We start from the raw sequence: 18,679 nt of genomic DNA on the forward strand, positions 1-18,679 counted from the left end.
GCAATTATTTTTAAAGAGATAGACGGGACAATCGTTTGTCTCTTTTTTTGTTGCTTGACAGTATGAGGGAATTGTATCAGAATAAAGTCATTAACGATTGTGAAGGAGGCTACCAATGATGGAAAAAGATTGGTGGAAAGGCAAAGTAGCTTATCAAATTTATCCAAAAAGTTTTAATGATAGTAATGGAGATGGAATTGGAGATTTAAAAGGAATTACCGAAAAGCTCGATTACTTACAAAGTTTGGAAATTGATATTTTATGGTTGTCTCCTGTATATAAGAGTCCGTTTGTTGACCAAGGATATGATATTGCAGATTATTATGCAATTGATCCACAGTTTGGAACAATGGAAGATATGGAAGAACTAATTGCTGAAGCAAAGAAACGTGGCATTTCAATTATAATGGATTTAGTAGTCAACCACTGTTCTGATCAACATGAATGGTTTCAAAAAGCATTAGCAGATCCAGATGGCCCTTATGCAGACTATTTCTACTTTATTGAAAGTGAAAAAGAACCAAATAACTGGGAAACTTATTTTGGAGGTAGTGTGTGGGATAAAGTTCCTGGAACAAATAAATATTATTTACACTCATTCCATAAAGGGCAACCCGATTTAAATTGGCAAAATCCTGTCGTACGTGAAGAAATTTATACAATGATTAATTGGTGGTTAGAAAAAGGAATCGGAGGATTCCGTATTGATGCCATTATTAATATTAAAAAGGATTTAGAATGGCGTTCATTACCATCTGAACAAGAAAATGGACTTGTTCCTGTTCGTTATTCATTAGCGAATGCGCAACCAATTGAACCGTTTTTACAAGAAATGAAGGAAAAAACATTTGCGCGCTATAATGCTTTTACAGTAGGAGAAGTATTTAATGAAACGGATGAAGAATTACATTTCTTTATTGGTGAAGAGGGAGTATTCTCGTCTATTTTTGATTTCAAACAAACGATTTTAGGACAAAAAGGAAATGGCTGGTATAGCCATGATTTACCTACTGCAGAAGAATTAAAAGATAGTATTTTCAAAGCGCATCGTCGTGCGGATTCCATTGGTGTATTATCAACGATTATTGAAAACCATGATGAGCCACGTGGAGTTTCTCATTATATTCCTGAAGGCGAAGTGACAGAAATTAGTAAAAAAGCTCTTGCTACAGTGCAAATGCTTCGTAAAGGAATTCCATTTATTTATCAAGGACAAGAGATTGGGATGGAAAATCAAATTTTCGAGTCGATTGATGAATTTGATGATATTAATACATTAAATGAATATCATGTTGCTAAAGAGGCGGGGCTAACGGATGAAGAAGCGTTGAAGGCTATTTCAAAATATAGTCGTGATAATGCTCGTACGCCAATGCAATGGAATGGTGAAGAGAAGTTAGGATTTACAACTGGAGAAGCTTGGCTTGTTTCAAAACAGCCGCAAAGAGAGATTAATGTAGAGGAACAGGAAGAGAATCCACAATCTATCTTGAACTATTATAGAGCGCTAACTGCTTTGTATCGTGATGAAGTTTATGGATCAACCATTCGTGAAGGGGAATTTGTTCCTGTTTTAGAAGAAGTGAAAAACATGATTGCTTATGAGCGACGTGGGGAAAAACGTGTGCTTGTATTAGTCAATTATCAAGCAGAACCTCAAACAGTAACTTTGCCAACGCCTGTAAGAAAAGTATTGTTAGCCAATATTCCAGCACAAATGAATGGCCAAGGAGATCAACTCTCTCTTGCTGGCTATCAAGCGCTTGTCTGTGAATTAGAAGATTAAATAGAGTGAAGAAAACGTTCTTTTTGAAAGGACGTTTTTTTATTGTAAATAATTTATTCTTAAGAATGATTAAATAAGAAATATTCCTATATGAAAACGGAAACAACCGGTGTATAATGAGCGTAATAAAAAAATAAAGAAACTTATTGACAAAAAAGATTGCTAGGTATATAGTTAGCTAAAAGAGTAACTAACCTATTCTTTTTTAAAAAAGTTTTGAGGAGGAATGTATCATGGATACACAAAAAGTTGAACAATATGCAGGAGTTGTAAGAAAAGTTTCTAAGGGGTTAAAAATTTGGAATATTATTGGAATTGTTGGAAATGTTTTGGGTCTTTTAGGAATGGCAATATTATTAATACCACAAGTTCAAGAACAATTAGCAACCGTAAAAAATCCATATCTCACAAAAGAAAACATTGGATTTGGAATAGCAGTTCTTGTAGTATTTTTATTAATATGTATTTTTTCAACAATTTTATACCATAAAATTGGAGAAAGTGCTAAAGCTCAAGTATTACCTGATAAAAATTTATTACATTATGCGATTGGGGTTTTTGCGTTTTCAATTGTGATGCAAGTTGTGAATCAATTGATGAGTGGATTAGGATTTGATATTACTGCATATATTTTCCCTGCGATTGTTGCTGGATTACTAGCATGGGTATATGTGACTTATCAAAAATGGGAGCAAGAAGTAGCGAAACAATAAAAATAATCGCCAGGAGGAATGAAACATGGATACACAAAAAGTTGAAAAATATGCAGGTGTAGTTAGTAAAATTGCTACCGGCTTAAAAGTTTGGAATATTATTGGGATTTTTGCGAACCTCTTTGTATTAATTGGAGTAGCGTCTACTTTTGTTCCAAGTGTGCAAGAAGAACTAGCAAAACAGGGTGTAGAACATAATTTTGAAACAGCGGGAGTTGGAGTAGCAGTTTTCTTATTATTTTTCCTACTATGTATTTTTGCAACAATTTTATATCACAAAATTGGAAAGAGCGCTAAAGCTCAAGTATTACCAGATAAGAATTTATTCTTTTATGTAATCGGAATTCATGTCTTTTCAATTTTAATGCAAATTGCTAATGATATTTTCAATCATCAAAAATTCAGTGTAGCTACTTATGTTATCCCAGCGATTATTGCCGGATTACTAGCCTGGTTTTATGTAACATACCAAAAATGGGAACAAGAAGTAGCGAAATATTAAGGAGAGTTATGAATGAGTAAAACGTTAAAATGGAGCATGATTAGCGTAATGGCATTAGGAGCTGTTATCGTAATCGTATTAGGATTTTTAAAATTACGCTCTCCTGAAAAGAAAGAAGAACACCATTATACAATTATGGAGTTAACAGAACAGGAGCCTTTAGTATTAGATGGAAATATTGAAACGGCTAAAGAGCAAAGCTATCATGTCGACCCTCAAAAAGGGCAAGTCACTCAAGTAAAAGTAACAGATGGTCAAGAAGTAGAAGCAGGCGATGTGTTATTTGAATATGATAATGAAACAATTAGTGACGAAGTTGCCGATTTAAATCGTCAAGTAAGTCGTCTAGTAGCTGAACGTGATCATTTATATCAAGAATTAGAAACACAAAAGAATCGTAAATCTCAAGCAAAACAAGAGTTAGAAAAAGAAGTCCCTGCTCAAAACCAACAAGGTGCTACGAATCAAACAGCTCATGTAGGAGCTATGGATACAACTGCCTTTGACCAAGCAATTGAGGGAACTCAAAAAGCAATTCGTGATATGAATAATAATATTGAAGATGTAAACACAAAAATCGAACGTCTTTCTAAAAAAACAAGTTCAAGTGTAACAGCAGATATTGCAGGAACCATTAGCATTAATCCAGAAGGAAAAACAAATGTACAATTAGCCTTTATTAAAATTACAAGTAAAGATAGCGAAGCGAAAACAACTGTTTCTGAATATGATTATGAATCAGTTGAAAAGGGAGCTTCTGTAACAATCTATGTGAAAGCTCAAGATAGAGAGATTAAAGGAACGATTTCATTTGTTTCTACTGATCCGTCAGGAAGTGGTGCTAATCCAGTACCATCTTTGCCAACTTCTCCAAGTGCAGCTTCTAGTGGTGGAGGTCATAGTGTGGCTCGTTATGATGTAATTGTAAAACCAGAAATTTCTCTTCCAAATGGATTTACTGTTCAAGTGAAAATCCCTCAAAAAGGATTAGTATTAACAGAACAAGCGATTCAAAAAGATGGAGAACAAGAATATGTTTATTTATATGATAATGGGGTAGCTAAACGCAAAAATATTAAACGTGTGAAAAAAGGATTCCAATGGATTGTTCAAGAAGGATTAAGTATTGGAGATAAAGTGATTGCAAATCCAGATTCAGACATTACAGATGGAGCAGCGGTGTCTTCTACACAATTGGAAGAGTCGGTGAAGTCCCATGATTAAACTAGAACATGTTCATAAATATTATAAAGTTGGAGATGAGCAGTTACATGTATTAAATGATGTGACTGTCCGTATTACTCAAGGAGAATTTGTTGGAATAATGGGACCTTCTGGTTCTGGGAAATCTACCCTCATTAATATATTAGGATTCCTAGATTCTAAATATGAAGGAAAATATTCTTTTAATGATGAGTCTGTTTCCAATTTGAGTGATAATCAAATTTCCAAAGTACGTAATTCTACCGTTGGATTTGTTTTTCAAGATTTTAACTTAATTGAACAAGCAACAGTCGAAGAAAATGTTCGTCTACCTTTATTATATCGTGGATTAACGCCTCGACAAACTCATTCAAAAGTAAAACAAGCGCTTGAAAAAGTAGGTCTAGGAGATAAGTTAGAAAAATATCCTCGCCATCTTTCAGGTGGTCAAAAACAAAGAGTGGCAATTGCTCGGGCATTAGTGAATAGTCCAAAATTCATTATTGCTGATGAACCAACAGGAGCATTAGATAGTAAAACTTCTGCCAGTATTATGGATATTTTATATCGTTTAAATCGTGAAGATGGTGTAACGATTGTAATGGTGACGCATGATCCCACTTTGACGAAGTATTGTTCTCGTGTTATCCATGTAATTGATGGTGTGATTCATGAACAAAAGGAGGGGATTCCATATGAAATTTAGTGTATTATTAGGATCCGCTCTGCATTCTTTAAAAGGAAATGCTCGTCGTACAATTTTAACGATGTTAGGAATTATTATCGGAATTGCAGCTGTTATTACGATTATGAGTCTTGGGAAAGGATTCCAAAAAATGGCTGTTTCAGGATTAGCTGGAGAAGATAATGGGAAAGTAACTGTACAATTTTTCTATCAACCTGATAATCCACAATCTGTTCGAAAAGTAGAAAAAGCTTTTTCAAAACAAGACCGTATTGGTGTAGAAAGTATTGAAGGAGTTTCGGGAACAGAAATTCCTGAAACAAAGGAACAAAATTATATTTTCGGTGTTTCGATTCCAACAAAGAAATCAACAGAACATGTTGTACTTGGATTAGAAAAATCTGCAACAAAAGAGTCTTTGACGGTTGGAGAAAATATTTCCCAAGTAGATATTGATGCGAATAAAAAAGTAGCAATTATCGATGAAGAGTTAGCAAAATTGTTATTTTCTAGTCCGAAACAAGCACTAGGACATGGTGTAACGATTGATGGAGAAGTGTATTATATTAAAGGTGTGAAGCCAACTAGTAAAGTTGATGCGCTGCAAGCCATTTTTACTGGTGCAGATCCTTATAAAGCAGTACATATTCCTTCTACAACTCATCAACATTATCATAAAAAAGAAGAAAATGTGAATGGACTAAAAGTATTTATTAAACCAGGCTATGTAGCTAAAGATGTAGCTAAAAAGGTAGAAACTCATTTGAATGAAGTGGGTTCAAAACATACTTCTGGAAAATATACTTTTATCGATGTAGCGGCTCAAATGGATATTATTGGGAAAGTGTTAGATGGCTTAACTTATTTTGTTTCAGCAGTAGCCGGAATTTCTTTATTTATCGCAGGTGTTGGGGTAATGAATATGATGTATATTTCAGTATCTGAACGAACAAAAGAAATTGGGATTCGTCGTGCAATGGGAGCTACTAAAGGTTCGATTCAATTACAATTTTTATTAGAAGGAATTATGATTACTTCTATTGGAGGAATTATCGGATATGTAACCGGAGTATTACTAGCAATGCTGATTTCGAATTTTCTACCATTTAAAATTTATACCGACTGGACAGCAGTAGCTTTAACAGTTGGAGTATCTGTCTTTATTGGAATTGTATTTAGCGTATTTCCTGCTAAATCTGCTGCAAATAAAGATGTCATTGAAATATTACGTTAAAAGGTTGGAGAAACTCCAGCCTTTTTTCTTTGAAATGATTGAAAGTAGAAAGAGAAACTTGTACTATAGATATGGCAATAAAACGAAGAAAGAGGTGAGCGCATGAAGATTTCAGAAGGGAATTTTATATTTGAATTAAAATTTTTAGATATCCATCCTCAAACTCACAATATTCAAACAGATATTTTTTTACAAATTTCTCATCAAGAACAAGCTTATCAAGAAATAATCGACTTATTAACTGTAGCACAATTGGAAGAATGTCTGGAGGCGATGAAGAACTTATTGGAAAAAGGAGAAGAGTATTCTTCAGAATTTGAACAATCTAGATTAGCTGTGTTATTAGAAAAATTAGAAGATGAGTATGTTATGACATGGGTCATTGCTCCAGAAAATATTTTAACAACGGCTTCTCAAGTTATTGGAATTGACTTGGCTCAATTGGATGAAGAAGAAGTCTTTCTTTATCAAGAAGAAGAGGAGAAGGCACAAACAAAAACGGTTGAAGTGGAATTGAGTTTATCTGCTGAAGAAATGCGACAAATCTATGAACAATTACAAGAAGATTTGAAACGAGTAAAAGAATTTATGTTATAATAAGGATAGTTGAATCATATTGGAGGGTATGCGTGTGAACATGAAAGAGATGGTCGGCAAACAGGCCGCAACTTATATTGAATCAGGTATGACAGTAGGTCTAGGGACAGGTTCTACAGCTTATTATTTTGTAGAAGAAATTGGCAGACGTGTAAAAGAAGAAGGTTTAGACATTATTGGTGTAACAACTTCAAAACGTACAAAAGAACAAGCTGAAAAGTTAGGAATTCCATTGAAGAGTGTAGACGAAGTAGATTTCATTGATGTAACAGTTGATGGAGCAGACGAAATTGCTCCTGATTTTTCAGGAATTAAAGGGGGCGGTGGAGCCTTACTATTTGAAAAAATTGTTGCAGAACAATCAAAACGTATTATTTGGATTGTTGATGAATCTAAAATGGTAGATTATTTAGGACGCTTCCCACTTCCAGTAGAAGTGATTCCGTATGGTTCAGAACAATTATTCAAAAAATTCGAAGCAAAAGGATATCGTCCAAAATTCCGAGTATTAGAAAACGGAGAACGTTATTTAACAGATAGTCAAAATTATATTATTGACTTAGATGTATTCCCAATTAAAGATCCTGTGACATTTGGAGCAGATTTAAAAGCTCTAACAGGAGTAGTGGAACAAGGATTATTTACAAATATGACAGAAACAGTTTTAATTGGAACACCGGATGGTGTGAAAGTGCAAACTTTAGGATAATAGAGAGAATAGGCCTGGAATTTGTCCCAGGCTTTTTTGTGTTGAGTTAAAGAATGATGGATAAATAAGTGTCGGGAAGGTAAGAGGAAAACTAATTTTTATGTTCAGTATCATTCGTAAACAACTGATATAGCTGGATTATATAATTTTTATGCATGTATAACTAAAACAAATAACGAACCATATTTATTTAGTATAAGGAAAAGTTCGTTTTTACGTTGAATTTTAGAGAGGTCTACTTGTATCATTTCGATATAACTTAAATGAAATGATATAAAAAAGAATGGGAACGGTTTTTTTAAGTAAAAACATGATTCTTTTGATGTGACAAATATACAATAAAGGTGTTCTAGGCTATCAGATGCAAAATAGATGTGTAATACTATATTGTTTTTACATCTAAGTATAGACGGACATTTTATGCCATTTCATGTTCATAGGTTGGTAAGTACTCAGCCTAGGATAAGTATTTCAAATTTTATGAAGTATATAAAAAGGGTAAAGCGTACTAATGATGTTTGATTTAGGCTATAAGATTAACTCGTAAAAGAATAAAACCCCAACAGCCAAAACACGAACATTTATTATTAAAATTGCTGTTTTCAGAGTTATAAATATAAAAACACGAACAATTTTAAAATGAAGGATTATAATAGTATGTTTTTAAGTTGAATTCCTTGTAACTTTTATGTATAATTTATGTATAACTTATTAGCGATATAATGAAAACTGGTGTTTAAGAATTATATTTTTTTCATTATCAGTAGGAGGAATTCAATATGGCTGAAGTAGAAAGCTTTACATTAGATCACAACAAGGTGATTGCACCTTACGTGAGATTGATTTCAAACGAATACGGGAAAAAAGGAGATGTCATTTCGAATTTTGATATTCGCTTTTTACAACCAAATAAGCAAGAAATGCCGACTGGTGTCATTCATACATTTGAGCACTTGTTAGCAGATTTACTTCGTGATCGTATCGATGGGATTATCGATATCTCACCATTTGGTTGTCGTACGGGATTCCACTTAATTTTGTGGGAAGAACGTTCCGCAGAAGATATTGCTCGTGCATTAAAATCAACTTTAGAACAAATTGTTGAAAAGATTCAATTTGAAGATATTCAAGGTGTTTCTGCTGTTCAATGTGGAAATTATCGTGATCACTCTTTATTTGGAGCAAAAGAATATGCTAAACAAGTATTAGAACAAGGGATTAGTATTGATCCATTTGAACGTAAAGTAATTTAATGTCATTTATTCAATAATTAGTAAATATCTAAACGGAGGGATTTCCTTATGAACTTAAAAACTATTACAAAATCTTTATTGGCACTTTCAGCAGTTGTAGCATTAGGTGCTTGCAGTAATCAAACTCCATCAAACTCAACAACTTCTAATTCGAAATCAGAATTGAAAACAGTGAAAATTGCTTCTGTGGGCTCTGATGCAGATATTTGGAGACATATTGCCGAAACAGATCAAGCAAAAAAAGCAGGATTAAAAATTGAAGTCGAAGAACTAAATGGTGGTGTGCCATTAAACCAAGCAGTTGCGGAAGGTTCTGTAGATGCGAATGCTTTTCAATCGATTGGGTATTTACATGGATTTAATGCATCAAATAGTTCTAAACTAACTCCAATAGGTACAACTTATATTGAACCAATGGGACTTTATTCTAAAAAAGTAAAAGCATTAAACGATTTGCCAAATGGCGCTAAAATTGCGATTCCAGACAGTCCTTACAATACAACACGTGCGCTTCGTTTATTGGAATCAGCTGGTTTAATTAAATTGCCAGCAGATTTCAAAGAAGGTACAGGTACTCCAAGTGATATCGTAGAAAACAAGAAAAACTTTGAATTTTTATTAATTGATGATACTACAAGTGTTCGTGTATTAGATGATGCGGATTTAATTGCTATCGGAAATACTATTGCTCTTGAAGGTGGATTAAATGTATTAAAAGATGCGTTATTCTATGAAAAAGCAGATGAATCTACTATTACAAGTATTAATGTGATTGTTGTGAAGAGTGGAAATGAATCTAATGATGATTATAAGAAATTAGTAGATTTATATCATGATGCAGAAGTTCAAAAATTCATTTCAGATAAATTCCAAGGAACAAAAGTAGAAGTGAAGAAACCTATTTCTGAAGTGTGGGGTAAATAATCGATGAAAATAGCGATTGTTGCTGCGATGAAAGAAGAGCTTCATCCATTTGAAGAACATTATGTACCAAGACAAGAAGTGTTTGCAAAAGGTCCGATTCGCATTCTTAAAGTTCATGAGAATCTCTATCTTGTTCAATCCGGTATTGGAAAAGCGAATGCTGCTGCTACAGCAGCTTGGCTTTGTGATAAGGTTCAACCGGAACTGATCATTAATACGGGAACTACGGGGAGTTTTAATGAAGATTTTTCACTTGCAGATGTTATTGTGTCAACGAAATTTGGATATAGTGACGTGGATGCGACAGGTTTTGATTATGTATGGGGTCAAGTTCCTCAAATGCCAGAATCGTATCCCGTAGATAGTGAATTGAAAGAAAGAGTTGAACGCATTTTACAGGAGCGTATTACAGCATTTGGAATTCATAGTGGGTTTATTGCAACGAGTGATTCTTTTATGAGCTCGATTGAGACGGTACAAAATATTCGTGAACTTTTACCGGATATTGTAGCAAGTGATATGGAATCAACGCCATTAGCGCAAGTTGCTCATTTCTATGACATTCCTGTATTGAATATTCGTGGTGTAAGTGATCATGTTGGAGGAGAAGCTCCAGATACATTTGAGGCAACTCTTGAATTAGCTTCAAGACATGCATTTGAGGCAGTTTGTACTCTTGTGGAAGAGTTGCAGTAAGGTTATGAATATAAAGTAAAAAGGCTGGGGTGAATCCCAGCCTTTTGTATTAAGCTAAATATTTTTCTAATCGAGCGACTACTTCTGTTAAGTTTTCCATTGAAGCAGCGTAGCTGAAACGAACGTAGCCTTCTCCACCAGGTCCAAATGAAACCCCAGGGATTAATGCTACTTTAGCATTTTTTGCAAGGTCACGAACGAATGCCCATGAATCTGTTCCGCATTTTGCAGGAATTTTAGCAAAGAGATAGAAAGCTCCATCAGGACTTGCTACTTCGAATCCTAAGCGACGTAATTCATTTGCAAGATAGTCACGACGTTGTTTGTATTCTACTTTCATAATGTCACAGTCACCTTCTCCGTGTAACATTGCAGCTAAAGCACCGTATTGGCTTGAACTACTTGGAGATGTAACCATATATTGGTGAGTTTTAACAACTTCATTGATAAATGGAACTGGGCCAAGGATGTAGCCGATTCTCCATCCAGTCATAGCGTGAGATTTAGATAAACCTGTAATGACGATTGTTTGATCTGGTAAGAATGAAGATAATGATGTATGAGTGCCGCTATATGTTAATTCAGCGTAAACTTCATCACATAATGCCCATAATCCATATTCTTTTAATACAACGCTTAAAGCTTCTAGTTGTTCTTTAGAATAAGTTACTCCTGTTGGGTTACTTGGATATACTAATACAACGGCTTTAAAAGTTTTTTCTGGATGAGCTTCGATAGTAGCACGTAATTTTTCTGGAGTTAAAATAAAGCCATCTTCACTAGTATCAACTGTAATAAAGTTTCCTTGGTTGATCATTGTAATTGGCATATATAATGGGAAAACTGGAGTTGGAACAATAACAGTATCTCCAGGGTTTAAAATAGCTTGGAAGCTAGCGTTAATCGCTTCAGTAGCACCAATTGTTGTGACTACTTGTTCTGCTGTATAATTTAAATTGAATTTTTTGTTATAGTATGCTGCAGTTGCTTGACGTAATTCAGGAATCCCAGCGTTTGGAGTATAGTGGGAATGATTATCACGAATCGCTTGAATAGCGGCTTCTTTAATATGTTCTGGTGTGTTGAAATTTGGTTCACCTAATGTTAATTTGATGATTCCAGGAATTTGAGAAACTTCTGCATCAAATTGACGAATATCTGAAACGGCGATTTTTTCAACGACTTGATTAAATGGATGTTCTAACATTTGTTAACCCCCTGTGTTATAGATAGATAAATTGTACCTTTTTTATCAAATATTAGCAATAAAGAAACGAAAAAAGTCTTCTAACCACCCCTTCTACTAGCACAAGTTCGAAAAGTATTGTATAATATCACTGAAATATAGGTAAGCAGTCAAAGTGCGAGCCACCCTTTTATCGATGAAGGGTGGAGTGTGCACTTTTTTTGTGCAATGAAGCCAAGAAAGGATATCAGCATGCAAACAGAATTTGATACGATTGCTGCGATTTCGACAGCACCTGGTGAAGGGGCTATCGGGATTGTCAGAATTAGTGGAGATTTGGCGATTTCAATCGCAAGTTCGATTTATCAATGTGGTACTAAAAAATTAGAAGAACAAAAGACACATACGATTCATTATGGTCATATTGTCGACCCTAAATCTGGGGAAATCTATGATGAAGTCATGGTAAGTGTTTTAAGAGCTCCAAAAACATTTACACGAGAAGATATTGTGGAAATTAATTGCCATGGAGGAATTGTGGCGATTAATCGTGTGTTGCAATTAGTGTTACGCATGGGAGCAAGATTAGCGGAGCCTGGAGAATTTACGAAACGTGCCTTTTTAAATGGACGTATTGATTTGTCTCAAGCAGAAGCAGTGATGGATTTAATTCGAGCAAAAACGGATAAATCAATGCAATTAGCGATGCGTCAATTAGATGGTCAATTATCGCATTTAATTCAAAATTTACGTCAAGAAATTTTAAATACATTAGCCCAAGTGGAAGTAAATATTGACTATCCTGAATACGATGATGTAGAAGAAATGACTTTGCAATTATTACGAGAAAAGACGCAACAAGTATTGCAAGGAATTCGTGCTTTATTAAATACAGCTAGCCAAGGGAAGATTTTACGAGATGGGTTAAAAACAGCCATCGTAGGACGCCCGAATGTTGGGAAATCTAGTTTACTAAATGTGCTATTAAGAGAAGAGAAAGCCATTGTAACAGATATTGCTGGAACAACAAGAGATACGATTGAAGAGTATGTCAATGTCCGTGGAGTGCCTTTACAATTAATTGATACAGCAGGAATTCGTGAAACGGATGATGTCGTAGAAAAAATCGGGGTAGAACGTAGTCGTAAAGCGTTAAAAGAAGCGGATTTTGTATTATTATTATTAAACCAAAGCGAAATATTACAAGAGGAAGATGTTCGTTTACTAGAAACTACAAAGGGAATGAAACGAATTATTTTATTCAATAAAACAGATTTACCTTCAAAACTTTCAACAGAAGATATTGCTCCTTATGCTAAGGAAGAAGAAATTGTCACAACTTCTATGTTAAATAAAGAAGGAATCGATCAATTAGAAGAAAAAATTGCGGGATATTTCTTCCAAGGACAAATGAATGAACGAGATGCGACATACTTATCGAATACTCGTCATATTGCCTTGTTAGAAAAAGCAGAACAAGCATTAGTCGAAGTGCAAAATGGTATTGAAATGGAAATGCCAGTCGATTTAATTCAAATCGATTTTACAAGAGCATGGGATTTGTTAGGAGAAATTACAGGAGACAGCGTTCAAGATGAGCTTCTAACTCAATTATTTAGCCAATTCTGTTTAGGAAAATAAGAGAAAGCCACTGTTGGAGAAAGGGAGTATTGTATGACAAGATTAGCAACAATTTGTTATATCGATAATGGAAAAGAATTGTTATTACTAAAGCGCGATAAGAAACCAAATGATGTGCATGAAGGTAAATACATCGGAGTAGGTGGCAAAATTGAAGCAGGTGAATCTCCAGAAGAATGTGCCATTCGTGAAATTTTTGAAGAAACAGGTTTGACGGTTCATCAAATGGCATTAAAAGGGATTATTACTTTTCCTGAATTTACTCCCGAACATGATTGGTATACGTATGTGTTTCGAGTAACGGAATTTTCTGGGGAATTAATCGATTCTCCTGAGGGGACTTTAGAGTGGGTTCCTTATGATCAAGTACTGACCAAGCCAACTTGGCAAGGCGATTTAATTTTTATGAGTTGGCTATTAGAGAATCGTCCATTTTTCTCGGCTAAATTTATATATGAAAATGGTGAATACATTCGCCATCAAGTGGAATTTTATACAACGAATGAACAATAGAAAGTAGGAGGAAGTATGGTAACAACTTATGAAGCTGGTAACTATGATGTTATTGTAGTAGGTGCGGGTCACGCCGGAAGTGAAGCTGCACTAGCAAGTGCTCGTATGGGTGCTAAAACATTATTATTAACAATGAATTTAGAAATGGTGGCATTTATGCCTTGTAATCCGTCTGTTGGAGGCCCTGCAAAAGGAGTTGTTGTGCGTGAAATTGATGCACTAGGCGGAGAGATGGGAAGAAATATTGATAAAACCTATATTCAAATGCGTATGTTAAATACGGGGAAAGGCCCTGCAGTACGTGCTTTACGTGCGCAAGCAGATAAGCATCTATATGCGCAAGAAATGAAAAAAACAATCGAACAACAAGAAAATCTTGATTTAAAACAAGGGATTGCGGAACGTTTAATTGTAGAAGATGGTGTTTGTAAAGGGGTTGTATCTCATACAGGGGCGATTTATCGTTCAAAAGCAGTTGTTTTAACAGCTGGAACATCTTCTCGTGGTCAAATTATTATTGGAGAATTGAAATACTCTTCTGGTGCCAATAATTCTCAACCTTCGATTAAATTATCAGAAAACTTATTAGAATTAGGGTTTGAATTAGCTCGTTTTAAAACAGGAACTCCTCCAAGAGTGAAGAGTTCTTCAATTGACTATAGCAAAACAGAAATCCAACCGGGAGATGAAACACCAAACTTATTTAGTTTTACTTCTAAAGATGAAGACTACCGCTATGATCAAATTCCATGTTGGTTAACTTACACAAATGAAGGAACTCATGAAAAAATTCGTGAGAACTTACATCGTGCACCAATGTTTACAGGAATTGTAGAAGGAGTAGGAGCTCGTTACTGCCCATCTATTGAAGATAAAATCGTACGTTTCAGCGACAAACCTCGCCACCAAATTTTCTTAGAACCAGAAGGAGAAAATACGGAAGAAGTTTATATTCAAGGATTATCGACTTCATTACCAGAAGATGTTCAAATTCAAATGATTCATACGGTAGAAGGTTTGGAAAAAGCTGAAATGATGAGAACGGGTTATGCTATTGAGTATGATGTTGTCATTCCACATCAATTAAAAAATACATTTGAAACAAAAATTGTTGAAAACTTATTTACAGCTGGACAAATGAATGGAACAAGTGGATATGAAGAAGCTGCCGGTCAAGGGCTTTATGCCGGAATTAATGCCGTTCGTAAAATCCGTGGAGAAGAACCATTTATTTTAGGTCGTAGTGATGCGTATATTGGAGTATTAGTAGATGATTTAGTGACAAAAGGAACGACAGAACCGTATCGTCTATTAACTTCTCGTGCGGAATATCGTTTATTATTACGTCATGACAATGCAGATTTACGTTTAACAGAAAAAGGTCGTGAACTAGGCTTAATTTCAGATGAACGTTATGCAGCTTTCCAAGAAAAACAAGCAGCCATTCAAGCGGAGATTAAACGTATCCAATCCATCCGTTTGAAACCAACAGAACAACTTCAATCATTCTTAGCAGAAAAAGAATCAGCAGAATTAAAAGACGGTATTTTATTAAGTGATTTATTAAAACGCCCAGAGTTATCTTATGATGACTTAATTGGTTTTGCAGAAGAAGAGGTAGTTGTTTCTCGTGAAGTGAAAGAACAAGTAGAAATTTCTGTGAAATATGAAGGCTATATCGCCAAAGCCATTGAAAAAGTAGAAAAATTAAAACGTATGGAAGCAAAACGTATTCCATCGAATATTGATTATGATGCCATTAATGGACTTGCCACAGAAGCACGTCAACGTTTGAAATTAATTCAACCAGAAACGATTGCGCAAGCAAGCCGTATTAGTGGGGTAAATCCTGCCGATGTATCAATTTTAATGGTGTATATCGAACAAGGAAAAATTGCGAAAGTTCAAGAATAGGAGGATTGTATGAAACCAGAAGAATTTTATCAAAGACTCCAAGAAGTTCATGGCATTACGTTAACAGATGTGCAAAAAAAACAATTTCATCAATATTTTCAATTATTGGTGGAATGGAATGAGAAGATGAATTTAACGGCGATTACTGATGAAGAAGGAGTGTATTTGAAACATTTCTATGATTCTTTAGCGTTAGGATTTCATCATGAGTTATCGAATCAAATATTGTGTGATGTCGGAGCTGGAGCAGGATTTCCAAGTATTCCATTAAAAATTGTATTTCCTGATTTAAAAGTGACAATTGTGGACTCATTAAATAAACGAATTACATTTTTAAACACTTTAGTAGAAACGTTAGGATTAACAGATGTGCAATGTTTCCATGATCGTGCAGAAACTTTTGGACAAAATAAAAATTTCAGAGCATCTTATGATGTCGTAACAGCTAGAGCGGTAGCAAAATTAAGTGTGTTGAGCGAATTTTGTATGCCGTTAGTGAAGAAACAAGGATACTTTTTAGCGTTGAAAGCTGCTCATACAGAAGTGGAGTTAGAAGAAGCGAAAAAAGCGATTGCCATTTTAGGTGGAAAAGTGGAAGGCGATGTGTCCTTTGATTTACCATATGAAGGTGGAAATCGTCATGTTGTAACGATTTTAAAAACAAAAGAAACTCCAAATAAATATCCACGAAAACCAGGAATTCCATTGAAGAAACCATTATAAAATAAGAAAGACTTTTCTGTTGTAGCAGAGTTATTTAACTGTTACAAAGAAGAGTCTTTTTTGTTACAAAGAGTTTAAAAGAATGTTAAAAATATGAAAAAAAGTATTTTTTTAATTAGATGAGGAGTACAATAACGGTAGAGAGATTTTTGCAGAATTTCTTTGGATAAAGTACCAATAATGAAGGGGAGAGATGTAAGATGAAAAAGAAATGGTTTGGTAGTTTATTAGCTTCTACAGCTTTAGTAGCAGCATTAGCAAGCAGTCAAGTATTTGCTGCGACAAATGATGGTTGGGTTCAAAGTGGCAACCAATGGAATTTATACCAAGAAGGTAAACTAGTGAAAGCTGGATGGGCTAAGGATAAAGGTACATGGTATTTCTTTGATAATAATGGTGTGATGCAAACTGGCTGGGTATTTACTGGCGGAGCATGGTACTCTCTAAATGGAGATGGAGCAATGCGTACAGGTTGGTATCAAGAAGGAAATACATGGTACTATTTATCTGACCAAGGAGATATGCAAACAGGTTGGACAAAAGTAGGAGATAAATGGTCTTATTTTGAATCAAATGGTTCAATGCTAGCAGATCAACCGGTGAAAGCAAGTGATGGTCGTTCATATGTTATTGGTAAAGATGGCTATATGTTAACAGATACGCCTTATCACTTAGTGTCAGAAATTTATCGTATGGGTGGCGATGAATACTTACTTCATAAATCAAAAGACGGTGTCTATATTGCACAAAATGAATGGTTTGTAGAAAGTAATGCTCGATTAGGAAAAGCAGGTTATGACTTACTCGATACATTAGTAGATCATCAAGAACCTGGTGGAATGATTGATCCTAACTCAGTTGTTAAAGGATTACAACAATTTATAGATCGATTCTACTTTGGTGAAAATGGGAAACGTGTAGAAAAATTACCAGAAATGTCGATTACTTCAACGATTAGTGTGAAAAACAATGAATTTGTTATTGATCATTTCAACCCACGTTTAGTAATTTTAGATCACTTTACAATTGTGAATAATAAACTTTATGTACTAAAAAATCCTAATGAAGGTACATTACGTCCAGGTTACAAATTCCTGTTAGGACAAAGTTCAGAAAATGGCTATAACTTACTTGTTTTAGCAAATAAACAAGGGGAAGTTATTTCTATGAAACGTTTATCAAAAGATGTTTCAGACTTTAACAAGAAAGATATGGCTGGTTTAGCAAATGATCGTATTATGATTGATATCAATCAAACAGAAGATCAAATGGTTCGTACGTATCACTAATCATACGAGTGAATTAGTGTAGAATTAGCAAATAGAAAATCTTCACTAAATGAAATGTCAAAAAGACGATGGCTTTGAATAGTCATCGTCTTTTATTGTTTATGCATTGAATCGATTCATAATCGAGTCGATATTTTTAATTAATACAGAAATGGATCCGTCTGGGTTATTGATAAACTCGACCATTTCTTTGTTTTCGTAAATGTCACTTGGAATAGTAATTTCAATTCCATTATCGAGTTTGAATTTTTGTTTACTATATTTCTTCTCGTATTTTGGAACATTTGTAACTGGAATTTTCTCTGGGATTTTTTCAGTTGTAATGGCTTGGTAAGCTGCTTCTTTTGCAAGAGGTTTATCTTTGAAGACTGTATCGAAAATAATTCCTGCATCAATCTCATCACTTTCTTCTAGCTGTGTAAAGATTGCTTGTTGTGTCGTTGCAAGTGCTAGATAATTTTCTTCGTCATATTTTTTAGCAACATGTGTGACGGTTTTTTTAATTTCTTTGATTTGTTCCTGTGTGCTTGTTGGAGGTGTGATTTCTAAAAATTGTTCAGAGAAATACGGTATTTTTTTACCTTCTACAATATATTTGCGTTCGATTAATTGATACTGTCCATTGGTTGTATCCACAATGAATGCTTCTGATAATTTTTGAGAAGGGTTTGGTAAAATCGCATGATTTTGCAAAACGGTATTTAATACTTGGTCGTCTTCATAATCTAAAAAATGCGTATATTTAGAGCTATAGTCTAAACGTAAAATGGCAAAGAAATTTCCACCTTGATCATTAATGCCTGATGCGAATACATAATCAGCTGCAGGGATATCTTCTGCTGGAGCGATGATTTCATATAATTTATGAGCAAGTTGTTGAGTTTTTTCAATAAAAGGAATGCTATTGTCTGCTAAAAATCCTAGAAGCGGTTCTTCTGGAGGTAAGACACCATGACGAGGGTCGCTTTTTAATGTCTTTTCAATTATTTTTGTAAAATATTCTGTAATATAGGGATTCGATAAAGGTAATTCTTTTTGCGATAACAGTAAGTTTCCGCTGTTTTTATCGAAAATGTGTAAATAAGCTTGATGTAAAATCATAAAAACTCCT

The 18,679-nt window shown here is 34.5% G+C and carries 18 protein-coding genes and 1 pseudogene; 17 read left to right on the forward strand and 2 right to left on the reverse strand.

Translation table 11 applies throughout. The features are described 5' to 3' along the window. The first annotated feature begins 115 nt into the window (after nt 1-115). The 12 genes and pseudogenes from RWR88_RS00510 (at nt 116) to RWR88_RS00565 (ending at nt 10,302) form a co-directional block, all read left to right on the forward strand. Nucleotides 116-1,786 carry an alpha-glucosidase gene (locus RWR88_RS00510; RefSeq protein ID WP_314450014.1) on the forward strand — a complete coding sequence of 557 codons (1,671 nt, stop codon included), beginning with the start codon at nt 116-118 and terminating at the stop codon, nt 1,784-1,786. A 233-nt stretch (nt 1,787-2,019) separates the two neighbouring features. Beyond that, on the forward strand, nt 2,020-2,499 hold the full coding sequence (locus RWR88_RS00515) for a hypothetical protein (RefSeq protein ID WP_314450016.1): 480 nt from the start codon (nt 2,020-2,022) through the stop codon (nt 2,497-2,499). Nucleotides 2,500-2,524: 25 nt separating this feature from the next. Beyond that, nucleotides 2,525-3,001 carry a hypothetical protein gene (locus RWR88_RS00520; RefSeq protein ID WP_314450018.1) on the forward strand — a complete coding sequence of 159 codons (477 nt, stop codon included), beginning with the start codon at nt 2,525-2,527 and terminating at the stop codon, nt 2,999-3,001. Between the two features lie 12 nt (nt 3,002-3,013). Then, complete coding sequence (locus tag RWR88_RS00525) at nt 3,014-4,225, forward strand: biotin/lipoyl-binding protein (RefSeq protein ID WP_314450019.1); 1,212 nt, start codon at nt 3,014-3,016, stop codon at nt 4,223-4,225. Then, nucleotides 4,218-4,910, forward strand: a complete 693-nt coding sequence (locus RWR88_RS00530; protein ID WP_314450021.1) for an ABC transporter ATP-binding protein — start codon at nt 4,218-4,220, stop codon at nt 4,908-4,910. The genes RWR88_RS00525 and RWR88_RS00530 overlap by 8 nt, the downstream gene beginning before the upstream one ends. Further along, nucleotides 4,900-6,123, forward strand: a complete 1,224-nt coding sequence (locus RWR88_RS00535; RefSeq protein ID WP_314450022.1) for an ABC transporter permease — start codon at nt 4,900-4,902, stop codon at nt 6,121-6,123. The genes RWR88_RS00530 and RWR88_RS00535 overlap by 11 nt, the downstream gene beginning before the upstream one ends. 102 nt (nt 6,124-6,225) lie before the next feature. After that, a complete protein-coding gene (locus RWR88_RS00540; protein WP_314450023.1) occupies nt 6,226-6,720 on the forward strand; it encodes a hypothetical protein in 495 nt (164 codons plus the stop codon). Nucleotides 6,721-6,748: 28 nt separating this feature from the next. Continuing rightward, nucleotides 6,749-7,429: a ribose-5-phosphate isomerase RpiA gene (rpiA, locus tag RWR88_RS00545; protein ID WP_314450024.1), complete on the forward strand. Its 681-nt coding sequence runs from the start codon at nt 6,749-6,751 to the stop codon at nt 7,427-7,429. Nucleotides 7,430-7,834: 405 nt separating this feature from the next. Then, nucleotides 7,835-7,928: pseudogene (locus RWR88_RS00550) on the forward strand (transposase); the annotation flags it as partial. 280 nt (nt 7,929-8,208) lie between these two features. Then, a complete protein-coding gene (locus RWR88_RS00555) occupies nt 8,209-8,682 on the forward strand; it encodes an S-ribosylhomocysteine lyase (protein ID WP_314348534.1) in 474 nt (157 codons plus the stop codon). A gap of 48 nt (nt 8,683-8,730) precedes the next feature. Further along, complete coding sequence (locus RWR88_RS00560; protein ID WP_314450027.1) at nt 8,731-9,606, forward strand: MetQ/NlpA family ABC transporter substrate-binding protein; 876 nt, start codon at nt 8,731-8,733, stop codon at nt 9,604-9,606. A 3-nt stretch (nt 9,607-9,609) separates the two neighbouring features. Continuing rightward, complete coding sequence (locus RWR88_RS00565) at nt 9,610-10,302, forward strand: 5'-methylthioadenosine/adenosylhomocysteine nucleosidase (protein ID WP_314450028.1); 693 nt, start codon at nt 9,610-9,612, stop codon at nt 10,300-10,302. 49 nt (nt 10,303-10,351) lie between these two features. On the opposite strand, the gene RWR88_RS00570 is transcribed toward RWR88_RS00565, so the two are convergent. Continuing rightward, entirely contained in the window at nt 10,352-11,509 is a 1,158-nt protein-coding gene (locus RWR88_RS00570; RefSeq protein WP_314450029.1) for an aminotransferase class I/II-fold pyridoxal phosphate-dependent enzyme, read from the reverse strand. Nucleotides 11,510-11,740: 231 nt separating this feature from the next. Between RWR88_RS00570 and mnmE the strand changes: the two genes are divergently transcribed. From mnmE to RWR88_RS00595, 5 genes are all read left to right on the forward strand, one after another. Then, the gene (gene mnmE, locus RWR88_RS00575; protein ID WP_314450030.1) at nt 11,741-13,129 is read left to right on the forward strand and encodes a tRNA uridine-5-carboxymethylaminomethyl(34) synthesis GTPase MnmE; all 1,389 of its coding nucleotides are present in this window, start codon (nt 11,741-11,743) and stop codon (nt 13,127-13,129) included. 33 nt (nt 13,130-13,162) lie between these two features. Beyond that, on the forward strand, nt 13,163-13,642 hold the full coding sequence (locus RWR88_RS00580) for an 8-oxo-dGTP diphosphatase (RefSeq protein WP_314450031.1): 480 nt from the start codon (nt 13,163-13,165) through the stop codon (nt 13,640-13,642). 15 nt (nt 13,643-13,657) lie between these two features. After that, on the forward strand, nt 13,658-15,556 hold the full coding sequence (mnmG, locus tag RWR88_RS00585) for a tRNA uridine-5-carboxymethylaminomethyl(34) synthesis enzyme MnmG (RefSeq protein ID WP_314450033.1): 1,899 nt from the start codon (nt 13,658-13,660) through the stop codon (nt 15,554-15,556). A gap of 9 nt (nt 15,557-15,565) precedes the next feature. Continuing rightward, nucleotides 15,566-16,279, forward strand: a complete 714-nt coding sequence (gene rsmG / locus RWR88_RS00590) for a 16S rRNA (guanine(527)-N(7))-methyltransferase RsmG (RefSeq protein ID WP_314450035.1) — start codon at nt 15,566-15,568, stop codon at nt 16,277-16,279. A 200-nt stretch (nt 16,280-16,479) separates the two neighbouring features. Continuing rightward, a complete protein-coding gene (locus RWR88_RS00595) occupies nt 16,480-17,568 on the forward strand; it encodes an N-acetylmuramoyl-L-alanine amidase family protein (protein ID WP_314450037.1) in 1,089 nt (362 codons plus the stop codon). A 99-nt stretch (nt 17,569-17,667) separates the two neighbouring features. Here RWR88_RS00595 and RWR88_RS00600 read toward each other — a convergent pair whose 3' ends face one another. Continuing rightward, entirely contained in the window at nt 17,668-18,669 is a 1,002-nt protein-coding gene (locus RWR88_RS00600; RefSeq protein ID WP_314450039.1) for a nucleoid-associated protein, read from the reverse strand. Nucleotides 18,670-18,679 lie beyond the last annotated feature (10 nt).

The organism is uncultured Granulicatella sp. (genome assembly GCF_963528195.1).
Classification (GTDB): Bacteria; Bacillota; Bacilli; order Lactobacillales; family Aerococcaceae; genus Granulicatella.